We start from the raw sequence: 20,520 nt of genomic DNA, 5'->3' as shown, positions 1-20,520 counted from the left end.
GTGCACGGCGGGACCACGAACCATTGGAGACGTAGTGAACGACCGCGATCGCGCAGAGACGCCGGCGCCCGTTGCTGCTCTTGCCGCTGCGCCCACTCTCGCCTCTGTGGTGCCGGCCGGCGGCCCGCCGTCGGGTGGCAACACCGTCACCCTCAACGGCACCGGCTTCGCGGGCGTCACCGCCGTCAACTTCGGCAGTCGTGCCTCGCCCGGGTTCACTGTCAACTCCCTCACCAAGATCACCGCGTTGGCCCCCGCAGGAACCGGAACCGTGACGGTGACTGTCCGGTCCGGCGCGTCGACCAGCAACGGGGTCAGCTACGTCTACGCGGCACTTCCTGCGCTCACAGGCATCTCCCCCGAGCGGGGCCCCGTCTCGGGAGGCACCGCTGTGACGCTCACCGGGACCGCCCTCACGGGGGCGACGGCGGTGAACTTCGGTGCGGTGCCTGCGCAGTTCACCGTCGTGTCAGCCACGCAGATCACCGCCGTCACACCGGCCGGCACCGGTGCCGCGCCCGTCACCGTCACCACCCCCGGCGGAACGTCCGACGCCGTCTACTTCTTCTACGCCGTGCCCCCGACGCTCAGCGTGGTCCTCCCCACGCGGGGCCCGACCTCGGGGGGAACGAGCGTCGTCCTCACCGGCAGCGGCCTCACGGGTGCGACGGCGGTCGGTTTCGGCGGCACCCCCGCCGGCTTCACGGCCGACTCCTCGACACAGATCACCGCGGTGGCTCCGCCGCGGCCGGCGGGTCCGGTCCCGGTAACCGTCACGACCCCCGGCGGCGTGAGCAACCCCGCTGTCTACACCTACGTTGCGCCGCCCGTCCTGTCCGCGCTGACGCCGCAGCAGGGCCCGGTCAGCTCCGGCGCCGTCGTCACTCTCACCGGCAGCGGGCTGACCACCACGTCCGCGGTGCGGTTCGGTGCCGTGCTCGCGCCGTTCACCGTCGAGTCGGACACCAGCGTGGCGGCGGTGGCGCCGGCGGGTGCGGCCGGCGCCGTCCCGGTCGACGTGACCACCGCCGGCGGGACCAGCGCCTCCCTGACCTACACCCGCGTACCGCCGCCCATACTTTGACGTCCAGCCCGAATTACCGCCGTTCATTCCTGGGGGATTCTCACCCCTTGCTCTCCGCTGTGCCATGTGCTGCGCGGGAGAAACACTTTCGAAGTGACGTCCTATACCCGGCTCTTGGTCTTCCCGGACAGGTTTACGGGGCGGCGGCCGCGCCTATTCGTTTCGCGCTTCTCCTCGTTCAAGTGGTTCCCCTAGCCCATGTGGAGCCACGCAACTCGCTCCTCCGTAGATTTCCAGGGCGGCCACGTACAAAGACCGGCGAAGCCTGTCGACCATCGGCGGCCCACGCCCGCCGAGGAGGAGGAAACGTGAAACGGCGACGAGTACCGGGGAACTGGTTGGGGAGTGTTATCACGGCGCTGGTCGCCGTCGTGGCGTTCGCGACCCCCGCGGCAGCCCAGGAATCTTCCGACACGACGGTGCAGGCAGTGCCGTCGAGCGTCGCGGTGGGCGCGCCCGTGGAGCTGATCGCCACCGTGTCGTGTCCGAACAGCCCGAGCGGGGGCCTGGGAGTCACCTTCGTCGACGGAGGGGACATCCTGGAGACCGTGCCGGTGGAGGAGGACAACACCGCGAGGTACCCGACCACCTTCGACACGGCCGGCACCCACACCATCACCGCCGCATACAACGGCAACGAGGAATGCTTCGCTTCGAACGACACGACCACGGTCACGGTGTCGGCGGTCACGCCCCCATCGTCGCCCCCGGCATCCCCGCAGGCCCCCTGCCGGTGCGGCGGACCCGTGCAGAGCATCAACATCCACACCGAGTGAAGGACTCATGACTCGTCTCGGACGAGTCTGCGGTAGCAGGTGGGTGGAGCTCGGCCCGCACTCACACCGACGGCACGACCGCCACCGGGCACGGCGCGTAGTGCAGTGCCGCGTGGGTGACGGGGCCGAGCGGCAGTCCGGCGACTCCAGTGCGTGCCGGGGCACCCACCACGAGCAACCGGGCTCCGTGCGCGGCCTCGTTCAGGATGTGTTTCGGCGGGCCTTCGACCGCCAGTTCCTCATGCGGGACGTCGGGGTGGTCGGCGGCCGCGGGGGCCACCGCATCCGAAAGCCCTGCCAGTGCCTGCTTCTGGCGTTCCTCCCATTCCGGTGCGGCCTCCGTGCCGGGAGCCCTGCCCGCCGCGTGCGGCAGCATCCACGCGTGTACGACGTCGACGCTGCCGCCGTGCACCTCCGCCTCTTCGAACGCGAACTGCGGCACGGCGGGCGAGGCGCCCGGCTTCCCCAGTCCGACCACGATCCGCCCCTGACTCCGGGGCTCGCCGGGCAGTTCGCCACGTACGACCACGACGGGACAGCGCGCACGGGCGGCCACAGCGAGACTCACCGATCCGAGCAGCGTCCCGGCCACCGATCCCAGCCCGCGGCTGCCGACGACCACCGCGGCGGCGCCGTCGCTCTCCTCCACGAGGGCCCGGGCGGCGCCCTCAGGTGACACCTCCGTCGTGACCTCGACCCGGGGTGCCCGGGCCCTGGCGCGTTCGGCTGCGGAAGCGACGACGTGCTCCGCTTCGACGGTGCCGCCCGCCGGCCGCTTACGGGTGAGGGACGGAGCCGGACTGTCGTACCGGGACCACTTGGACGCGTGGACGATCCTCAGCGGCAGCCCGCGGGCGGAGGCCTCGTCGGTGGCCCAGTCCACCGCGCGCAAGGCCTGGTCGGAACCGTCCGTGCCGACGATCAGCGGACGCATCGGCATCGCCATCACCGTCCTTGGTCGAGCGATCCTGACGGGCGGGCCGCACGGCGCCCCCGCGTTCCGGACCGGGACTTTCACCGTCGCGCCACCGGGCCGTCTCGGCAACCGGAGGCGAAAGCCGGTCCGACGCCATCACCTTGACCAGAACGTCGGTCGCGGCGCGCTGCACGTCATCTCTGCAGGGCCCCGCTGACGGGTTAGGCCCCGGCTGCCGTTTCCAGCAGGGTTTGCACGATCGGCGGGTCGGATCGTCGTTGGATCGCACTCGCCCTGCGGGGCCATGCGGGCCGGGTGCGCGCAAGGCACGGCGGGCTGCCGTGGCCGGCGGCGGAAGCGGCGCCGGACCCCTGTGGCAGGTTCACCGCCGCCGGGGGATCGTGGGAAAGGGCGAGTGGCCTTGGCGGGCGACGCGAAGGAGGCGGCTGATGCAGCACCGGACCGTCCACGATCTGATGACCCGGGCCGTGGTGCGCGTACACCGCGACACCGGGTTCAAGAAGATCGCACAGATCCTGGCCGAGTACGACATCACAGCGTTGCCCGTGGTCGACGATGACGAACACCCTGTCGGTGTCGTCTCCGAAGCCGACCTGCTGGGCAAGGAGGCCGGGCATCCCGATCCCGCGGGTCTTCTGCCGTCCCGGGAGCCACGGCCGGGTAGTCGCGTCCCGACTGAGGCCGACACTGCCGACGAGCTGATGACCAGCCCTCCCGTGGTGGCCCGCCCCGAGTGGAACGTCGTGGAGGCGGCCCGCGTGATGGCGGACAAGCAGGTCAAGAGGCTTCCCGTCGTGAACGAGGCCGACCGCTTGGTCGGGATCCTGAGCCGCGCCGACCTGGTACGCGTGTTCCTCCGCCGGGACGACGCCATAAAGGAGGAGATCACCCGCGACGTTCTGGAACGCACCCTCGGCCTTGCCGCGAGCCAGCTCGCGGTCGAGGTGCAGGAGGGCTGCGTGACCCTTCGCGGTGAGGTGACCCCGGTGCATCTCATCGCGGTGATAGAACGCTTGTGCCAGGGAGTGGACGGCGTGGTGAAGGTGCGGAGCCACCTGACCGGACGGCCGGAGACGGCATCCGCCAGGGCCGGCCTGCCGTGAGCCGCGGGGGCGGGCGCCCGAGCCCCTCAAGGAGAGGGTCGGACGCGGCGACCGGGGCGGCGTCATGACGACAGCGCGACCCCGGCTGCTGTCCGTCCTTCCGGCCCCCGGATACGAGCGGATGATGGAGCACTCCCATGAAGTGCGCTTCGCCAAGGGAACGCGCATCTTCGAGGAGGGCCGTTCGGCTCACTGCTTCTGGATCGTCCGCTCCGGCACCGTCGACCTCGATCTGCATGTGCCCGGCCGGCAGCCCGTGATCGTGGAATCGCTCCATGCCGAGGACCTGCTCGGATGGTCGTGGCTGTTCCGTCCGCACGTCCGGACTCTCGGGGCCAGCGCCTTCACCTCCGTGGGAGCGCTGGAGTTCGACGCTCGGGCCGTACGGGCGTTGTGCGACGAGGACCCGGAGCTCGGACGGGCTCTGAACCACTGCGTCGCCGAGATCATCGCGGGACGGCTCATCGCCGCACGCTGGCGGCTTCTCGATCTGTACGGCCCGCAGGGCAGCGGGCCTCGTCCATGACGCCATGACGCCCCTTGTCGCTCCCGGCCCTCGGACCAGTGACCGACAGGGGCCGGTAAGGCCGACCTCCGCACAGCAGTTCCAGAAGGTACGCCATGCCAAGAACGCCAGACGACGACGTCCCAGGTCCGGCGGTGGACCCCCGCGAGCCGCTGTCGCAGCTGCGCAAGGAGCTGGAGACCGGGGAGAGCGGCCTCTCAAGCCGGGAGGCTGCTCGGCGGCTGACCGTCTACGGCGCCAACGAGGTGCGCCGTGAGCATCGCGGCTGGTTCTGGCGGGAGCTTCTGCGACAGGTCGTACATCCCCTCGCGCTGCTTCTGTGGGGAGCGGCAGTGCTCGCGCTCGTCGCGGGCACCCCGGTCCTGGCGGAAGCGATCGTCGCCGTCATCGTCCTGAACGCGGCCTTCGCCATCCTCCAGGAACGCCAGGCAGAACGAGCGGTCGAGGCACTGACCGGCTACTTGCCCGATCAGGCACAGGTCGTCCGCGACGGCAGGCGCCATGCCGTCGACGCCGTCGAGTTGGTCCCAGGCGATCTGATCGTGCTGGAGGAAGGCGTCAAGGTACCCGCGGACGCCCGGTTGACCGACGGAGCGCTCGAAGTCGACCTGTCGATGCTGACGGGCGAGTCGGAGCCGGTAGAGCGGGTGGCCGGCGGCTCGCAACCTGGTGTGCCGCCGCTGCGGGAGTCCAACCTGGTCTTCAGCGGCACCACCTGCGTGGGCGGGGAAGCGAAGGCCGTCGTCTTCGCAACCGGTGCGCACACCGAACTCGGACGCATCGCGGCACTCAGTCAGAGAACCCGCCGGGAGGAGAGCCCGCTCGAGGCGCAGGTCAAGCGCGTCGCCTGGTTCATCGCCGCGGTCGCCGTCGGTCTGGGCACGGCCTTCCTGGGAGTGGGAGCGGCTGCCGGGCTCCCGCTGACCGATGCGTTGACGTTCGCCATCGGGCTGCTGGTGGCCAACGTCCCCGAGGGTCTCCTGCCCACGATCACTCTCGCACTCGCGCTGGGCGTACGCCTCCTGGCCCGCAACGGCGCCGTGGTCAAGCGTCTCAGCGCCGTGGAGACGCTCGGCTCGACGGACGTCATCTGCACCGACAAGACCGGAACGCTGACCCGCAACCGGATGCGCCTGAGCACCATGTGGACACCCGAGGGGGGAGATTCAGCGTCCGGGACGGCATCCCTGGCCGAGACGATGGCGGAATGCACGACGGTCACCGCGGGCGAGGACGGAAGCCTCCGGGGCGATCCGACCGAGATCGCGCTCGTCGAAGGTGCGGCCCGGCTGAACCGGGCACCTGACCTCGAAGAGCGTGACGCCCGCCGGGTGGCGCTCTTCCGTTTCGACCCCCGCCTGCGGCTGATGTCCGTGGTCACCCGAAGCGGCGACCGCCTCGCCGTACACGTCAAAGGCGCGCCGGAGGCGGTGCTCCCCCGCCTGGCGGAACAGCGGGACCGTCAAGCCCTCCTGGCGACTGTGACCGGCATGGCGGAACGAGGTCTTCGTGTCCTCGCTGTGGCCACGCGCGGGCTTCCCGCGGGGAGCCCGGTACCTCAGGTACGCGAAGAGGCCGAGACGCGTCTGCAACTGGTGGGACTCGTCGGGCTGTACGACCCGCCGAGGCCGGAGGCCGCCGACGCGGTCCGCCGCTGCCATGAGGCGGGGATGCGTGTGCACATCGTCACCGGCGACAACGGGGTCACCGCATCAGCCGTGGCACGTGAAGTGGGGATCGGCTCTCCGGAACTGCGCGTCGTCGAGGACGCGGGTGCTGTGACCGACCGTCAGCTGGACGAGTTGCTGACGGCCGGGACGGAGGTCGTCTTCGCGCGCTCCTCCCCCGAGACCAAACTCCGGGTTGCCGACGCGTTGCGGGCCCACGGGCAGATCGTCGCGATGACAGGGGACGGCGTGAACGACGCTCCCGCTCTGCACCGGGCCCACATCGGCGTCGCGATGGGCAAGTCCGGTACGGACGTGGCCCGCGAAGCCTCCACGATGGTGCTGACCGACGACGATTTCGCGACCATCGTCACCGCTGTCGAGTCGGGCCGCCAAGTCTATGAAAACGTACGGAAGTTCATCCTCTACATCTTCGCCCACGCCGTCCCCGAAGTCGTTCCCTTCCTGCTGTTCGCCCTGTCGGGCGGCGCGATTCCTCTGCCGCTGACCGTGCTGCAGATCCTCGCCATCGACCTGGGCACGGAGACCCTGCCCGCGCTGGCCCTCGGCCGGGAGCCCGCCGAACCGGGACTGATGTCCGGACCACCGAGACGGAGCGGCCAGGGTGTCATCACCAAGGATCTGCTCGTCCGGGCGTGGGCGTACCTCGGGCTGATGTCCGCCGTCCTGGTGACCGGCGCCTTCTTCTACGTCCTGTGGCGGGCCGGGTGGGGACCGGGAGATTCGACCGCGCCCGGGAGCGGCCTCCACCACGCATACCTCACCGCCACCACCACGACCTTCGCCGGGATCGTCATGTGCCAGGTAGGCACCGCTCTCGCTGCGCGTACCGACCACGCCTCCCTGCGGCAGGTGGGTCTTTTCACCAACCCGTTGCTGCTGGCCGGGATCGGCTTCGAGCTCGCATTCACAGCGGTGGTGATCTGGGTGCCGCCCGTCCAGGACATCTTCGGCACCACTTCACTGCCCGTCGAGGTCGTGGGGATCATCGCCACGTTCCCGGTGATCGTCTGGGGCACCGACGAGCTGCGTCGCCGTCACCGCCGTCACCGCGGTCACTGTCGTCGCAGCCAGGCCGCAGGCCCCGCCGCTTCCTGACGGCTGCGGCCTCCGGGCAGCACGGGGAGCCCGGTTGCGCTCCACCACTCGGGGACGGCCGGGGACGGCCGGGAACGCCGTGGAACCGGTTGCAGACCCGCTTCCGGGACGTTGGTCCCCCTCTCGCGACTCGTTGGACTCAAGCCGCTGGAGGAAAAGCACCGGACCATGGCAGTCGACGGCACGGGCGAGCCTAGGAGGGGCCATGTCGCGATCAGTAACCGTGGGGCTGGACCGCACTCCGGCCAGCCGTGCCGCTGCCGAATGGGCAGCGCACGAAGCCCTGATCCGGAAGGTTCCGCTGCACTTGGTCCGGGTTCTGGACGTCGACATGGACGGTGACCGAGCAGCCCTGGAGCGTCAGGGCCGGTTGATCACCGATGAAGTGGCGGACGACCTGGCCGTCGGGTTGCCGCAGCTCTCCACAGTGGGCCAGGTGCTTGCGGGAAGGCCCTCCGACGTGCTCTGTGACATCTCCGAGGAGACGGACCTGCTGGTGCTGGGTTCGCGGGGCCTGGGAGGCATCGCGGGTTTCGCCCTGGGCTCGATGGCGCTGGCCACCGTGGCTCACGCCACGTGCCCAGTCGTCCTGATCAGGTCGCAGGCTGAAGAAGCGAACGGTGAGGACCGGCTCTCCCCGTACGCCGCTGCTGAAGCGCGGCCACCGGTGGTGCTGGGCCTGGACCTCGGTCGCCCGTGTGACGAACTCCTGGAGTTCGCCTTCCAGTCCGCTGCCCGGTACGGCGTGCCGCTGCGCGTGCTGCACGCCTGGCAGCTTCCGCCGGTCTTCGGTGCGGCTCCCACGTACCCCGTCGGCACGGAGATCACGGAGGATCTGCAGAACCGGACGAACATGGAGCTCAGAGAAGCCCTGCGCCCCTGGCACGACAAGTTCCCGGAAGTGCGCCTGACGCACCGGGCGATTCTGTGCCGACCCTCCGAGATGCTTCTGGAGGCCGCCTCAGAGGCGTCGCTGCTCGTGATCGGCAGGCGCACGCGGCAGGCGAGAGCGGGCACCCACCTCGGCCATGTCGCTCATGCCGCCATCCACCATGTGAAGACCCCGCTCGCGGTCGTGGCTCACGAGTGACCGGCAGCACCCGGCATCCTGGCGACGTCCTGTCGAGTGTTGGCCAAGGGTGGGGCCGAGGCGGGGCGCCGGGTCTGCTCCGGGTGGGGAGGCCCTTCGGACTATGAGAGGGAGAGCTGGACCAGCCCTCCCTCTCATATGCGCTCCCTGGCAGCGAGCAGCGCGGCGGCGATCTCACGTCCCCAGGCACGTATCTCCTGCTGGTTCCTGAAGTCGCCACCCATCCTCTCCTTCAGCATCTGACCTGCAAGGAATCCGGTGGCCCCGTCCGTCAACCGCCCGCCGAAGGTGCGGTGCTCCTCGGCGCCGAGGCGCTTTGCGAGGCGAGCGACCTGGGGCGGTGGCGGAAGCTCGCTGCGTGCGGCGGACAGGTCCAACGGCCCGCTGCTGAAGAGCCACACCGGAACCCGGACCAGTTCATGGTGGTGCCGGCGGGCGAAGCTGTTCGCTCCCCGGCGCCACCGTCCGACGTAGAGGGCGGAGCCCAGGACCACAGCGTCGTAGGGCGAGAGATCCTTCACGTCCTCGGCGGCGGAGATGTCCGGGTGCAGCCCCCGGTCCCGCATGCCTGCCCCGATCCACGACGCGATCTCGGACGTGGAGCGGTTCCTGCTGCTGTAGGCGACGAGTACGCGCGGTGAAGCCATCGGCTGCCCCTTCGCATGTGCGTCTTCTCAGAGCCAGCATCGAGCGGTCCTGCCGCGCGAGCCAGTTCCGAAGGGGGCGGATGGCGAGGGCCGACGGTCCCGGCTCGTCGTACGTCGGCCGCCGATGCCGGTAACGCCCCGCCGGCCCCCGGGCCCCCGGCCCCCGGCCGATGCCTGCGTCACGCCCGGAGCAGGCGCTCGCGGTGGTGTCACCCGTCCGCCGGACACCGTCCGCGGGCTCGGCTGGCGACCACACGGGGGCGGTGCTGTTCTGGGGACGGTGCCGCATCCGGAAGGGCCCGACGCCGGACGCGGCGGGGCTGCACCGACGGAGGTGAGTGCGCCGTGGAGGAGCGATCCGTCGTCGTGGGTGTCGACGGCTCCCTCGAGAGCCTGACGGCGGCCGAGTGGGGAGCCGCAGAGGCCGCCTCCCGGAGGGTCACGCTGCGCCTCGTGTGCGTCTCCCAGGCGCAGAGCGTCAGGGAGGAGTGGCCTGTGCGGCTGGAGGAGGACGGGGGTTCACATCCGCAGGCTCGGCAGGTGCTCGCCGAGGCGAGGCGACGTGCCGTCTCCGGCCGGCCGGGAATCAGAGTGACCGAGGATCTGGTGGCCGGGTCCGCCGTGAGGTCGCTGCTGAAGGCAGCCGGGGACACGGGCCTTCTCGTCCTCGGCTCCCGTGGGCTCGGCCCCGTCGCCGGCTTCGTCGTCGGATCGGTGGGGATCTCGGTCATCGCTCATGCCCGCACGCCGGTGGTCTCCGTCCGCCGCCAGGATCGGACTGCGATCGACGACGCCCCGGTCGTGGTCGGTCTGGACCTTGAGCACGGCTGCGCACCCGTACTCGACTTCGCCTTCGAGACGGCGGCTCGCCGGGGAGCCGTCCTGCGCGTCGCGCATGCCTGGTCGCAGCGGTCGCTGTACGGCTATCCGTCGGCGCTGCCCGACTCCAGCGGCGTGGACGCCGCTGACGGCGAGGTCCACTCCCATTACAGGCGGGTGCTGCACCCGTGGCGGCGCAGGTACAGCGCCGTGGCGGTCGAGGAACACCCGGCGCGCGCCGATGCGGCTCCGCACCTGCTGCGTCTTGCTGCCGACGCCTCGCTGCTCGTCGTGGGCCGCCGCACGCGCGGGCACCCTTTCCCCACCCGCATCGGGCCGGTCACCCACGCGGTCCTGCACCACGTGGCGTGCCCGGTCGCCGTGGTCCCCCACGAGTGACCCTCCTCGGCTCACTGTCCGCAGGTGCTCGTACCGGTGCTGACCCCTGGAGACGGGTTCGGTCGATCGCGGCCGGCAGCAACGGGAGAGCCGTCAGCGCAAGCAGTTGATCTTGGTCGTCCCGGGATCGCGGTCGGCGCTGATATCGGCGAAGGACGGTGCTCGACGCGCCTAGGATTGCGAAGGTGACGGCAGAAGTCAGTGACATCGAGAAGGCAGCCGGTGTGCTGCGCAGGGGCGGTCTGGTGGCCCTCCCGACCGAAACCGTCTACGGTCTGGGCGCCAACGCCGAGGACCCCGCCGCGGTCGCGCGCATCTTCCAGGTCAAGGGACGTCCCCCCTCCCACCCGCTGATCGTCCACATCGGCGGCGCGGAGCATCTGGACGACTGGGTCCAGGACGTGCCTGCGACAGCGCGCCTGCTGGCCGAGCGCTTCTGGCCGGGACCGCTCACGCTGGTCCTGCGGCGTGGTCCCCGCGTGCCTCTCGAAGCGACAGGCGGTCTCGAGACGGTGGCCGTGCGCGTGCCCGACCACCCCGTCGCGCTCGCGCTGCTGTCGGCCTTCGGCGGAGGTATCACGGCTCCGTCCGCCAACCGCTTCGCCTCGGTCAGCCCCACAACGGCGGACCATGTTCGTACGGAGCTGGGCGATGGCGTCGATTTCGTGCTGGACGGCGGCTCCTGCGAGGTCGGTGTCGAGTCGACCATCGTCGATGCCACGGGTGACGCCCCGAGCATTCTTCGGCCCGGCGGGGTGACGCGTGAGGAACTCGAAGTGGTGCTGGGGTGCTCGCTTGCGGCCCCGTCAACGAGCCGTGTCCGGGTTCCGGGGCAGCATCCGTCGCACTACGCCCCGGGTGCCCGGGTCGTCCTCGTCGAGCCGGAGAAGCTCGTCGCCGAAGCGGAGCTGGCGCAGGAGCGGGGGCACCGGGTGGGCGTCTTTCTGCCTGCCTCCTTCGCCGACGCCGAGGTGAAGGTGCATGCCGTGGCGGCCCTCCCCGCCTCGATGGCCGACTACGCGCGCGGACTGTACGGATTCCTGCGCGAACTCGACCAGCAGGACTGCGACCTCATCGTCGCGTCCCTGCCGGTGGAGGAGGGGCTGGGAGTGGCGATCGCCAACCGGCTCCGCCGCGCCGCGGGACCCCGGGCCACCGTGTGACTGGCGAAGCCGGCGGCACGGGCCCGCCGGCTTGCGATGTCTTGACCGTTTCGCGCGATATGCGCAACCCGTAAACAGTCCAGGGTGCGGCCCTGCGGGCGCTTGGAGCGGCACATTGCCGCGCACAGCAGAAGACCCCCTGATCCGCTGTAACGCCAGATCAGAGGGCCTTTTGGGTACGTGTCCCGGAAAGTACCCCCGGCAGGATTCGAACCTGCGCACACGGCTCCGGAGGCCGTTCGAGTCCCAGGAGTTATCGCAGGTCAGAGCGCTAGGTGATGGGGTGTCATTCGCTCTGTCCCACAAGTAGCCCACGGCCTCGAACCCGCTAGATTTCAGCAGATTTGCGTGCTGTACCGACACATGGCCCTCGACGAGAAGGGTGCTTGTTTCGAGCGGTGCGTTTCACAGTCGAATGGTGAGCCCCTGCAAGGTGCGCCGCAACAGACACAGGCGATTGAGCGCCCGTTTCCTCTTGAGACCGCGCCAACCTTGGCGAGAACGCTCATGGTCATCCCCTTGGCTCTCTTGGTAGTACGGAACCCGAGTTCTGGACGGCGCCGAGATAGCGGGGGATATGGGCTGGCAGGAAGAGGTCGTCACAGCACTGGACGCCTGGGTGGCGCAGGAGGGCCTGCCAGCCCGAGAGCCACGTTGGCGGCCCCTGGGGCGGGCGGTAAGGGGCAGAAAGCCAGGAGAGTACGTCGTCGACGTGCGTGGCTCTGACATCGCGACGGACCAACTCCAAGGCGACAGTCTGAGGCTGGCAGGCCCGGACGAAGGGGACGTCGACGCTGGGCATTCGGTGCTCGACGTCTTCAAGGACGGTACTGCCCTGCGGGTACGTGTGGCCGAGTTCGCAGACCCCTCCGATCCGCAGGTATGGGTGAAGCCGCAGCCCACCGTGTTCCTGGTGAAGGCCCTTCGAGACGGCATGGCATCGCTCACCGAGGCACCTCTGGCACACGTCATGGCGCGTGGAGAAGCGGGTGCGGGGAGGCTCGCACCGAGCGGAGGTCGGGCGGGTGTGTTGTTGCCTGCACAGGATCTCGCGTACCGCGCGTGCACAGGGGAGGGCCTGTGGCTGGTATGGGGCCCGCCCGGGACCGGCAAGACCACTGTTCTCAGGCGAGCCATCGGCGATCTCGTCGCGCGGGGCAAGCGGATCCTGCTGGTCTCGGCTACGAACATTGCCGTGGACAACGCTCTGTGGGGTGTGGTGAAGGAGCGGCGGCACTCCGACGGCGAGATTGTGCGGGTAGGGCCGCCCCATCTGCGTGAGGTCGCGGAGGACCCAAGTGTCTGTCTGACACTGATGGTCCGCGAGAGGCTCGCGGATGCGGAGGAAAAGCGCAGGAATGTGGCTACGCAGCTCGCTGATGGTCGGGAGCGAGCCCGCCGTCTTGCGGAACTGGAGCGGGGTCTCAAGGACTTCGATCACGTGACGTATGCAGCCGACCGCTCCCGTCTCGATGACCCTGCCCGTACTTCCGAGGCGCTGGCGCGAGCGCACGAGCAGGTTCGCCACGAGGTGCACGCCGCAGGCGAACGGATCGCACGGCTGGAACAGGAACAGACACAGGCAGCTGACGAGGTGCTTGCGACCGAACGAGCGCGAGCCGACTGGTCGGCGCACGACGAAGCGCAGGCCAAGCTTGCCGAGATACGGGAGGCCGTGACGGGCCTGGAGGCGAAGGCCCTGCTTGCCGAGGGCGTCTGCAATGCAGCCGAGCAACGACTCGGCGAATTGGAACAACTCAAAGGCTTCGCGAAGCGCAAGGCGAAGCGTGAGACGGTGACAGCCCGTTCCCAGGCCGAGGAAGCCCGTCGGTCTGCTGAGGAGGCGGAGGAAAAGGCAGCGAGAGCACGTGATGTGCTCGCGCGCACGGAGAGTCAGTTGGAGCCGCGGATTGCCGACCTCCGTGCCCGAATCCCCTTCAGCAAGGAAGAGATCGAACGCAGGCAGCAGTTCTTGCGCACCATCGAGGCAGACCTTCAGAAGACGAGGCGCATCGCCGACACCGCAAGCGCGCGGCTGCTCCCGCTGGAGAAGGAGCTCGGCCTGGCGCAGGAGGCCGAAGCACGCGTAGCAGAGGCCCTTGGCCTCGGTCATCCCCAACGCCACGCTATGGCTTCGGCGTTGAAATTGCAGGTCGCGGAAGACGAGAAGAAAAGGCCGGCCCTGGAACGACGTCACCGCGAACTGCAGGACCAGTACGACAAGCTCTCACGGGACGCCCAGGGCGAGATCATCCGCAGCGCGAAGATCGTGGCCACCACACTCGCCCGATTCCGCACCACCACAGCGGTATTCGAGGGCGAGTACGACGTCGTCCTGGTCGACGAGGCCGGAGCGGCGACACTCCCCGAAGTGCTCCTCGCGGTGGGCAAGGCGAAGACCACAGCCGTACTGCTGGGTGACTTCATGCAACTCGGACCCGTCCTCCCGAAATTGGACGGCGAGAAACGGCCGGACATCGCGCGCTGGATCCTGCGCGACGTGTTCGAGCACTTCGGCATCGACTCTCCTGCGGCCGCCACGAACCACGACGGCTGTGTCGTCCTCGACGTCCAGCACCGCTTCGGCCACGACATCATGAGCCTCGCCAACACCCTGGCTTACGACGGCGTCCTCAAGCCCGGGCCCGGGATCGAACGTCGGGCCGCGCTGCGCAAGACGGACGACCCCGAAGTTGTGATCATCGACACCGACGGACTCCAGAGTCTCGCCCAGGCCCACCGTACGGGGCGACGCAAAGGGTGGTGGCCGGCGGGATCCCTGCTCGCGCGAGCGCTGATCGACCTGCACGACGAGGACGGCGAGGTCGCAGGAGTGGTCACGCCGTACCCGGTACAGGCAGAGGCGACTCTCGAAGCACTCCGCGACACCGAGGGCAGTAGCGGAGGCCTGCTGGCCGAAGTAGGCACAGCCCACCGCTTCCAGGGCCGCGAATTCCCCGTCGTGGTATTCGACACGGTCGAGGACGACTACGGCGACGGCCTATGGATGGCTCACTCCTCCCGCTCTCCCGACGCGACGACATGGGCCCGCAACGGCATGCGGCTCTTCAACGTCGCTGCCACCCGCGCCCAGACCAGGCTGTACGTCATCGGAAGCCGCAGGCGCATCCAGGCCGCTGACGCGAACACACCGATGGGAGCCCTCGCGGAGCTGATCCGCACACAGCGCGCCCGTTCCGTCCCCGCCACCGGACTCATCGCACCCAACGGCCAAGTCTCACCGGATCTGGGCCAGTTCAGCTCCCGACTCGCGGATGTCCTCTCTCGCCACGTCGAGGTATCCGACATCGATGACGAGATGTCCTTCTACGACACCTTCGCCGGCCGTCTCGCCAAAGCCGAGACGTCGCTGTGGATTTGGTCTCCCTGGACGGCGAAGCGGCTTGTCAGCCTGCTGCCCGTGCTGGAAGATGCCGTACGCCGGGGCGTCCGTGTGACCGTGTTCGTCCGCGACCCCTACGACACCGGCCAGAAGAAGCAGACCGAACTCCTCAGGCAGCTTCGGGCCGTGGTGCCGACTGTCGTATCCGTCAACGTCATGCACCAGAAGATCGTCGTCATCGACGAACGCACCGTCCTGCTCGGCAGCCTCAACTCCCTTTCGCAGAGCCGCTCACGTGAAGTCATGCTGACAATCAAGGGTGGCCATTTCGCCCGCAAGATCCTTGCCCACGAACACGCGGAGGATTTCGCAAAGCCCCCTCGGTGCGGCGCGTGCAGGGGAGACGAAGTGGACCTGCGTCGCAGAAGGAACGCAGACTGGTACTGGCGGTGCTTCAACCGAACGTGCTCGGGACGGAAAGCCAACAAAGCATGGGAAGCGCCCGTGCGGTTCTCCCGAGGACGCAGGTAAACCGGCCGGTCGGCGACGCCTCGGTCGGACCGGAGACCTCGTCAGGGTGCTCAGATCTCCGCATCGCCGCCATTCGCCAGTGGAGCCGAGGTAGGCCAGAGTCAGGCGCCGGTCTTCCGGGGACGTTTCCGCCGGACTTCGGGTAGCAATTGCATCGCCATCACAGTGCCGTCTTCTCGAATCGAGACCGGGCCGTCGTAGTCGTCCTTGCCTCGGGCAGAGCGCCACGTCGCTCGGAGAGCATGTGCTTCGCGCCGGTACCGCTCAACATCTCCGTCGCGGAGATACTTGAACAGGTCCGCGGCGAGTCCTGAGAATGCCTCGACGCGCTTGCCGTTCAGCCGGAAGACGTGGTCCGTGCCGATGAAGCGGATACCTCGGATCTGGGGGTCGATATCCTGCACGATGCCGGTTCCCGCATGCGTAAAGCCCTCGAAGTGCCGCTTCCCCTGGCGCCCGGTCAGGTACTGCGCCGTGGGCTCCCCTCCACCGGTGAACGCCATCAATCCGGCCGCCCCCGCCCTGAGCAGTGCCCGCCGGAACCAGGCTTGATCCTCCGGCAGAACCTGGAAGCCACTCACACGCTGTTCGTCGCCGTTGTCGTCGGCAGGTATGCGAACATCCGGGTAGATGTTCCGGTCCTCAAGGCACAGATTCGCGTCCGCTCCGGGATCCTCCGGCGCAACGTGCAACGTGCCATCACCGGGAGCGTGCAGCATGTGAACAGTGATGCCGCCCTGGCCGAGAAGCTCCGTCGAGACCACCAGACACGGTGTCTGGTTCCACGGGCCCACATGCACCGCTTCGACCTGAGCCGAAGCACCTGCCAGCTGGGTGTAGGCATACGAGGTCTTGCTGTGGCTGCCCCTGCACGCGACGGGAAACACTTTCGAAGGCTGCCCCGGCTTCCACGCCTCTAACAGGAAGTCCGGGCGGAGGCGGACCCAGTCGCGCCGCTTGACGTCCTTGCCCACCAATGCCCATCCGGCCTGCAACGCGATGCCGGCGTCGAGGAGCGACACGGAGTGATCCGGGTACCGCTTTCGGACGACACGCTCAGCCACAGCGAGCGCGAAACCGACCCCCAACTCACCGGACTGCACCGTCTTGTAGTGGCGCGCAGGATTCAGTCCCTCCTCCGAGAGGGCTATGTACTGACTGGACCTGCCTTCCAGGGCCTGGCAGTACTTCAGACAGCCCCAGTGTTCGGCCAGCCCCCGACCCGCACCCTGCCGGGCCAGAACGGTGGCCCGCCCGAGAGCGTGCAGTACCTCCCACGGAGTCAGCTCGACCGACAACCCGACCTCATTGGCGGAAAGCCCACGAAGCCCCGGCTTGCGACGTAACGGCTCACGGTTGTCTTCTCGCCGCTGCTGGTCATCCTTCGCAGCCGCGGAGGCGACGGCACCGGCCAGTGCTGCGCTCGAATTCACCTGTACATTCCAGGACTTCCCCAGATCGTTCAGTACCTCTGCTGCGTCCTTCATCGCACTCCCCCTGCAGCCTCTTGACTCGCGGTACAACGAAGGCCCCGACAGTAGTGCTGGATCGAGGAGCGCACACAAGTGCGCAAAGCGGCACGACACCGTGTGCGTTTCACAGCACGATCGAGGCATCGGTGCTGGTCACATCGTGATCACGAAAAAGCGGTGCACGAGCGGCCAAACTCGCTCAACGGCCTCGTGGCAGCGCACCGCGACACAACGAAAGGCCGCTGACCTGCACAAATTCATCGATCAAGCCGCGCATGACGCGCCGCTCCGCACGAAAAGAGCAACGGTCCACAGACCGTGTGTGTTTCGGCGCGCATGCAAGAGGCTCTGACCAGTATTCCTGCTGGTCAGAGCCTTGATCGGAAGTACCCCCGGCAGGATTCGAACCTGCGCACACGGCTCCGGAGGCCGTTGCTCTATCCCCTGAGCTACGGGGGCTCGTCGGCGCTTCTCGGCGGCGACAGGAAGAACAGTACCAGCTCGGTGGTGGTGCGTCGGAACCGGGTTTCAGGGCTTGACGCCCGCCTGGGGGCCGGTGTGGATGTTGTGACGGTGCTGCCGCCCGCAGGGGTGGAAAAGGGCAAAACCCGGACGACGGGGGAGTGGTAAGCCTAGGCTTAGTCGCGTGCCAGGTATGTCCGGCCGGGTTCTTGTCGTGGACGACGACAAGGTTGTCCGGCAGCTGATCAAGGTCAATCTCGAGCTGGAGGGCTTCGAGGTCGTGACCGCCACCGACGGCGTCGAGTGCCTGGACGTCGTGCACGGTGTCCGTCCCGATCTCGTCACGCTCGACGTCGTGATGCCCCGTCTCGACGGTCTGCGCACGGCCGCCCGCCTCCGCTCCGACCCCCGTACGCGCCACATCCCCGTCGCCATCGTGAGCGGGCGCTCCCATCTCGGCGACGGCGAGGGGCGTGAGCCGGAGGTGGACGCCCTTCTGGCGAAGCCCTTCGAGCCGTCCGAACTGGTCCGAATGGTACGGCAGTTGACGGGCGCCGACGTCGGCAGCGAGACGTCCGAGGAGGAGGGGGAGGAGCCGGCCGTGGGGCCGGCCCGTCCCTGAAGCGCGCCCCGCGCGCCTCTTCCCGCCTGTCCCTCGGCCGGCTGCCGGGTACGGATTCGGTGCTCGCCCCGTGGCCGCCGGTCGCCGCGCACGCACCCACCGTCACCAGCGGTTACGTCGCCATGCCGCCCTCACGGGGCCTGTTCAGACGTCTCACTGCCCGGCCGTCTCCCTCTCGGGTAAACCGGTTCGCGCGCACCCACCCCCTCTCCCATACGCTTGCTCCGTGACACCCGCCCAGCTCTCCCGCACTGTCCTGCGCACAGTGCGTTGCGCCGCCGCGAAGGGGGAGCTCCCGCTCTCCCCGCGTGACGGCCTCGGGCCGCGCGGGCGGGTGGTGGTGGAGGCTCCGCCGAGGCGGGGCGAGGGGGACTACTCCGTCAACGTCGCGTTCCATGTCGCGCAGGCGTGCGGCGCACCGCCGCACGAGGTGGCCCGGATCCTCCGGGCCGGGCTCGCCGGGCAGGACGGCGTGCGAGGCGTGGAGGTCACCGGTGGCGGCTTCCTCAACGTGACGCTGGAGGAGGGGGCCAGGGCGGCGCTGGTCGACGAGCTGGCCCGGTCCGGGGCCGCCCCGGCCGGTGCCGACGATCCCGCCACCGACATCGCGCGGTGGAGCGCCGCCACGGGGGACGCCCCTGAGGCGCTGGCCGTGCGGACGTCCCGCTCCAGCGCGCTCTTCCACGTCCAGTACGCGCACGCCCGCACCCGCGCCCTCGTACGCAACGCCCGCGATCTGGGCTTCCGCGGCGACGCGTACGCGTGCGTTGCCGACCGGGACGACGGCGCGGACGTCGGGCACGACCACGGGCGCGCCCCCGCCCCGGCGCGCAGCCCGTACGGCAGCCCCAGCGCACGCGCCCTGCTCGCGCTCCTCGCCGACCACCGGCGCGTCAGTGAGCAGTTCGGCCCGGCCAGGCATGCCCGTCACCTCGTGTCCGTGGGAGACGCCTTCTTCGAGTTCCACGACCGATGTCCGCCCCTGCCCCGCGGCGACGAGAAACCCGGGGCCGCCCACCGCGCCCGGATGGCCCTGGTCGAAGCCACCGGGGCGGTGCTGGCAGGCGGCCTGTCCCAGCTGGGCGTCACCGCGCCCGCCCGCCTCTGAGTGTCCGCGTGAGACCGAGGCGGGCCCCGACCGACTTCGCTCCAGTCCCACGGCCGGACGCCGCCGCCCGGCGAGCGGCCGGCCCCCGGGACGTCCGAGACTTCGCAAAGGACGCACAACCGACATGAATCCGCACCACCCCCACGCGCACAGTGAGAGCGAGGCCCCCGTATGAGCCGCTCCGCACACCCCGCAGGCCCGCGGTACGCCGATGTGCTGCCCGAGGGGCACTACACCGCGCCGCCCGCCGACCTCAACGCGCTGGACCCGAAGGTCTGGCCCCTCACGGCGGCCCGTTCCGCGACCGGAGCCGTCAGCGTCGGCGGCCTCGGTCTGGCCGAGCTGGCCGAGGAGTTCGGTACGGCGCTCTTCGTGCTCGACGAGGACGACTTCCGCACCCGCTGCCGCGCCTGGCGCGACGCCTTCGGCCCGGACGCCGACGTCTTCTACGCGGGCAAGGCGTTCCTGTCCCGCGCCGTCGTGCGCTGGCTGACCGAGGAGGGGCTGAACCTGGACGTCTGCTCCGGCGGCGAGCTGTCGATCGCTCTCGCGGGCGGCATGCCGCCCGAGCGGATCGCCCTGCACGGCAACAACAAGTCGTCCGCCGAGCTCCACCAGGCGATCGAGGCGGGCGTGGGGCGCATCGTCGTGGACTCCTTCCAGGAGATCGTCCGCGTGGCCCGCATCGCCGAGCGGCTGGGCAGGCGGCAGCCCGTCCAGCTCAGGGTCACGGTCGGCGTCGAGGCGCACACGCACGAGTTCATCGCGACGGCGCACGAGGACCAGAAGTTCGGACTCGCGCTCGCCGGGGGCCAAGCGGCCGAGGCCGTGCGCCGGGTGCTGAAGCTGGACAGTCTGGAGCTGGTGGGCATCCACTCGCACATCGGCTCGCAGATCTTCGACACCTCGGGGTTCGAGGTGGCCGCGCACCGGGTCGTCGGCCTTCTCGCGGAGATCCGCGACGAGCACGGCGTCGAACTGCCGGAGATCGACCTCGGCGGCGGGCTCGGCATCGCCTACACGTCCGAGGACGACCCGAGCGACCCGCACACCATCGCCAAGTCGCTCCGCGAGATCGTCGACCGCGAGTGCAGGGGGGCCCGGCTCGCGGTGCCGAGGCTGTCCGTCGAACCGGGCCGCGCCATCGTCGGCCCTTCGGCGTGCACGGTCTACGAGGTGGGGACGGTCAAGGAGCTGCCGGGGCTGCGTACGTACGTCAGCGTGGACGGAGGCATGTCGGACAACGTCCGCACAGCGCTCTACGACGCCGAGTACAGCGTCTCGCTGGTCTCGCGGGCGTCGGACGCCGAACCGATGCTCTCCCGCGTCGTCGGCAAGCACTGCGAGAGCGGGGACATCGTCGTACGGGACGCGTTCCTGCCGGCGGACGTCGCTCCGGGGGACCTGCTCGCCGTTCCGGCGACGGGCGCCTACTGCCGCTCCATGGCGAACAACTACAACCACGCGCTGCGTCCGCCCGTGGTCGCGGTGCGCGGCGGGGAGGCGCGAGTGATCATCCGCCGGGAGACGGAAGAGGATCTCTTGCGACTCGATGTCGGTTAGCGAGATATACGTCCCACATGTTGGAACGGGCGTCGATTCTCCCGTTCCTTACGTGAGACTGACTGCACAGGGAATGACGAGAGGCGAGG

At 69.4% G+C, this 20,520-nt stretch carries 15 protein-coding genes and 2 tRNA genes; 12 read left to right on the top strand and 5 right to left on the bottom strand.

The genetic code is table 11. The annotated features are described in order from the left end of the window. Window positions 1-34 precede the first annotated feature (34 nt). Window positions 35-1,084 carry an IPT/TIG domain-containing protein gene (locus H181DRAFT_RS03055; RefSeq protein ID WP_074467687.1) on the top strand — a complete coding sequence of 350 codons (1,050 nt, stop codon included), beginning with the start codon at window positions 35-37 and terminating at the stop codon, window positions 1,082-1,084. 338 nt (window positions 1,085-1,422) lie between these two features. Further along, window positions 1,423-1,860, top strand: a complete 438-nt coding sequence (locus H181DRAFT_RS03050; RefSeq protein ID WP_175439703.1) for an Ig-like domain-containing protein — start codon at window positions 1,423-1,425, stop codon at window positions 1,858-1,860. A 61-nt stretch (window positions 1,861-1,921) separates the two neighbouring features. Here the strand turns inward: H181DRAFT_RS03050 and H181DRAFT_RS03045 are convergent, their stop codons facing one another. Further along, complete coding sequence (locus tag H181DRAFT_RS03045) at window positions 1,922-2,806, bottom strand: universal stress protein (RefSeq protein WP_045862644.1); 885 nt, start codon at window positions 2,804-2,806, stop codon at window positions 1,922-1,924. A 419-nt stretch (window positions 2,807-3,225) separates the two neighbouring features. Between H181DRAFT_RS03045 and H181DRAFT_RS03040 the strand changes: the two genes are divergently transcribed. The 4 genes from H181DRAFT_RS03040 to H181DRAFT_RS03025 all read left to right on the top strand — a co-directional run bounded on the left by H181DRAFT_RS03040 (window position 3,226) and on the right by H181DRAFT_RS03025 (window position 8,302). Continuing rightward, window positions 3,226-3,900: a CBS domain-containing protein gene (locus tag H181DRAFT_RS03040; RefSeq protein WP_045862643.1), complete on the top strand. Its 675-nt coding sequence runs from the start codon at window positions 3,226-3,228 to the stop codon at window positions 3,898-3,900. A 64-nt stretch (window positions 3,901-3,964) separates the two neighbouring features. After that, on the top strand, window positions 3,965-4,426 hold the full coding sequence (locus tag H181DRAFT_RS03035; RefSeq protein WP_045862642.1) for a cyclic nucleotide-binding domain-containing protein: 462 nt from the start codon (window positions 3,965-3,967) through the stop codon (window positions 4,424-4,426). Between the two features lie 95 nt (window positions 4,427-4,521). Beyond that, the gene (locus H181DRAFT_RS03030) at window positions 4,522-7,212 is read left to right on the top strand and encodes a cation-translocating P-type ATPase (protein WP_045862641.1); all 2,691 of its coding nucleotides are present in this window, start codon (window positions 4,522-4,524) and stop codon (window positions 7,210-7,212) included. A gap of 205 nt (window positions 7,213-7,417) precedes the next feature. Further along, complete coding sequence (locus tag H181DRAFT_RS03025; RefSeq protein WP_045862640.1) at window positions 7,418-8,302, top strand: universal stress protein; 885 nt, start codon at window positions 7,418-7,420, stop codon at window positions 8,300-8,302. A 134-nt stretch (window positions 8,303-8,436) separates the two neighbouring features. On the opposite strand, the gene H181DRAFT_RS03020 is transcribed toward H181DRAFT_RS03025, so the two are convergent. Then, on the bottom strand, window positions 8,437-8,949 hold the full coding sequence (locus tag H181DRAFT_RS03020) for a flavodoxin domain-containing protein (RefSeq protein ID WP_045862639.1): 513 nt from the start codon (window positions 8,947-8,949) through the stop codon (window positions 8,437-8,439). Window positions 8,950-9,294: 345 nt separating this feature from the next. On the opposite strand from H181DRAFT_RS03020, the gene H181DRAFT_RS03015 reads away from it, so the two are divergent. Together H181DRAFT_RS03015 and H181DRAFT_RS03010 are read left to right on the top strand one after the other, a co-directional pair. After that, entirely contained in the window at window positions 9,295-10,167 is an 873-nt protein-coding gene (locus H181DRAFT_RS03015; protein ID WP_045862638.1) for a universal stress protein, read from the top strand. Between the two features lie 185 nt (window positions 10,168-10,352). Next, on the top strand, window positions 10,353-11,330 hold the full coding sequence (locus tag H181DRAFT_RS03010) for an L-threonylcarbamoyladenylate synthase (protein WP_045862637.1): 978 nt from the start codon (window positions 10,353-10,355) through the stop codon (window positions 11,328-11,330). Between the two features lie 193 nt (window positions 11,331-11,523). Here the strand turns inward: H181DRAFT_RS03010 and H181DRAFT_RS29285 are convergent. Beyond that, window positions 11,524-11,594 (bottom strand) — tRNA-Arg (locus H181DRAFT_RS29285). 541 nt (window positions 11,595-12,135) lie between these two features. On the opposite strand from H181DRAFT_RS29285, the gene H181DRAFT_RS03005 reads away from it, so the two are divergent. Next, on the top strand, window positions 12,136-15,204 hold the full coding sequence (locus tag H181DRAFT_RS03005; protein WP_175439702.1) for an AAA domain-containing protein: 3,069 nt from the start codon (window positions 12,136-12,138) through the stop codon (window positions 15,202-15,204). Between the two features lie 101 nt (window positions 15,205-15,305). On the opposite strand, the gene H181DRAFT_RS03000 is transcribed toward H181DRAFT_RS03005, so the two are convergent. After that, on the bottom strand, window positions 15,306-16,691 hold the full coding sequence (locus tag H181DRAFT_RS03000) for a hypothetical protein (RefSeq protein WP_045862635.1): 1,386 nt from the start codon (window positions 16,689-16,691) through the stop codon (window positions 15,306-15,308). A gap of 372 nt (window positions 16,692-17,063) precedes the next feature. Continuing rightward, window positions 17,064-17,135: transfer RNA gene (locus tag H181DRAFT_RS02995), tRNA-Arg, on the bottom strand. Between the two features lie 196 nt (window positions 17,136-17,331). Between H181DRAFT_RS02995 and H181DRAFT_RS02990 the strand changes: the two genes are divergently transcribed. The 3 genes from H181DRAFT_RS02990 (at window position 17,332) to lysA (ending at window position 20,431) form a co-directional block, all read left to right on the top strand. Then, window positions 17,332-17,760 carry a response regulator gene (locus H181DRAFT_RS02990; RefSeq protein WP_045862634.1) on the top strand — a complete coding sequence of 143 codons (429 nt, stop codon included), beginning with the start codon at window positions 17,332-17,334 and terminating at the stop codon, window positions 17,758-17,760. Window positions 17,761-17,986: 226 nt separating this feature from the next. After that, a complete protein-coding gene (locus H181DRAFT_RS02985) occupies window positions 17,987-18,868 on the top strand; it encodes a DALR anticodon-binding domain-containing protein (RefSeq protein WP_045862633.1) in 882 nt (293 codons plus the stop codon). Window positions 18,869-19,039: 171 nt separating this feature from the next. Further along, window positions 19,040-20,431, top strand: coding sequence for a diaminopimelate decarboxylase (lysA, locus tag H181DRAFT_RS02980; protein ID WP_045862632.1), 1,392 nt, complete (start codon window positions 19,040-19,042; stop codon window positions 20,429-20,431). The last annotated feature ends 89 nt before the right edge of the window (window positions 20,432-20,520 follow it).

Origin of the sequence: Streptomyces sp. WMMB 714 (assembly GCF_900090125.1) — a bacterium.
Taxonomy (GTDB): domain Bacteria; phylum Actinomycetota; class Actinomycetes; order Streptomycetales; family Streptomycetaceae; genus Streptomyces; species Streptomyces daqingensis.
This window is presented reverse-complemented; position numbering and strand designations above follow the sequence as displayed.

Excerpts from the sequence above, each read along its gene's own strand:
- H181DRAFT_RS03045 (WP_045862644.1), bottom strand. The coding sequence starts at position 2,806 with ATGGCGATGCCGATGCGTCCGCTGATCGTCGGCACGGACGGTTCCGAC.
- H181DRAFT_RS03040 (WP_045862643.1), top strand. The coding sequence starts at position 3,226 with ATGCAGCACCGGACCGTCCACGATCTGATGACCCGGGCCGTGGTGCGC.
- H181DRAFT_RS03035 (WP_045862642.1), top strand. The coding sequence starts at position 3,965 with ATGACGACAGCGCGACCCCGGCTGCTGTCCGTCCTTCCGGCCCCCGGA.
- H181DRAFT_RS03030 (WP_045862641.1), top strand. The coding sequence starts at position 4,522 with ATGCCAAGAACGCCAGACGACGACGTCCCAGGTCCGGCGGTGGACCCC.
- H181DRAFT_RS03025 (WP_045862640.1), top strand. The coding sequence starts at position 7,418 with ATGTCGCGATCAGTAACCGTGGGGCTGGACCGCACTCCGGCCAGCCGT.
- H181DRAFT_RS03020 (WP_045862639.1), bottom strand. The coding sequence starts at position 8,949 with ATGGCTTCACCGCGCGTACTCGTCGCCTACAGCAGCAGGAACCGCTCC.
- H181DRAFT_RS03000 (WP_045862635.1), bottom strand. The coding sequence starts at position 16,691 with ATGAAGGACGCAGCAGAGGTACTGAACGATCTGGGGAAGTCCTGGAAT.
- H181DRAFT_RS02990 (WP_045862634.1), top strand. The coding sequence starts at position 17,332 with ATGTCCGGCCGGGTTCTTGTCGTGGACGACGACAAGGTTGTCCGGCAG.
- lysA (WP_045862632.1), top strand. The coding sequence starts at position 19,040 with ATGAGCCGCTCCGCACACCCCGCAGGCCCGCGGTACGCCGATGTGCTG.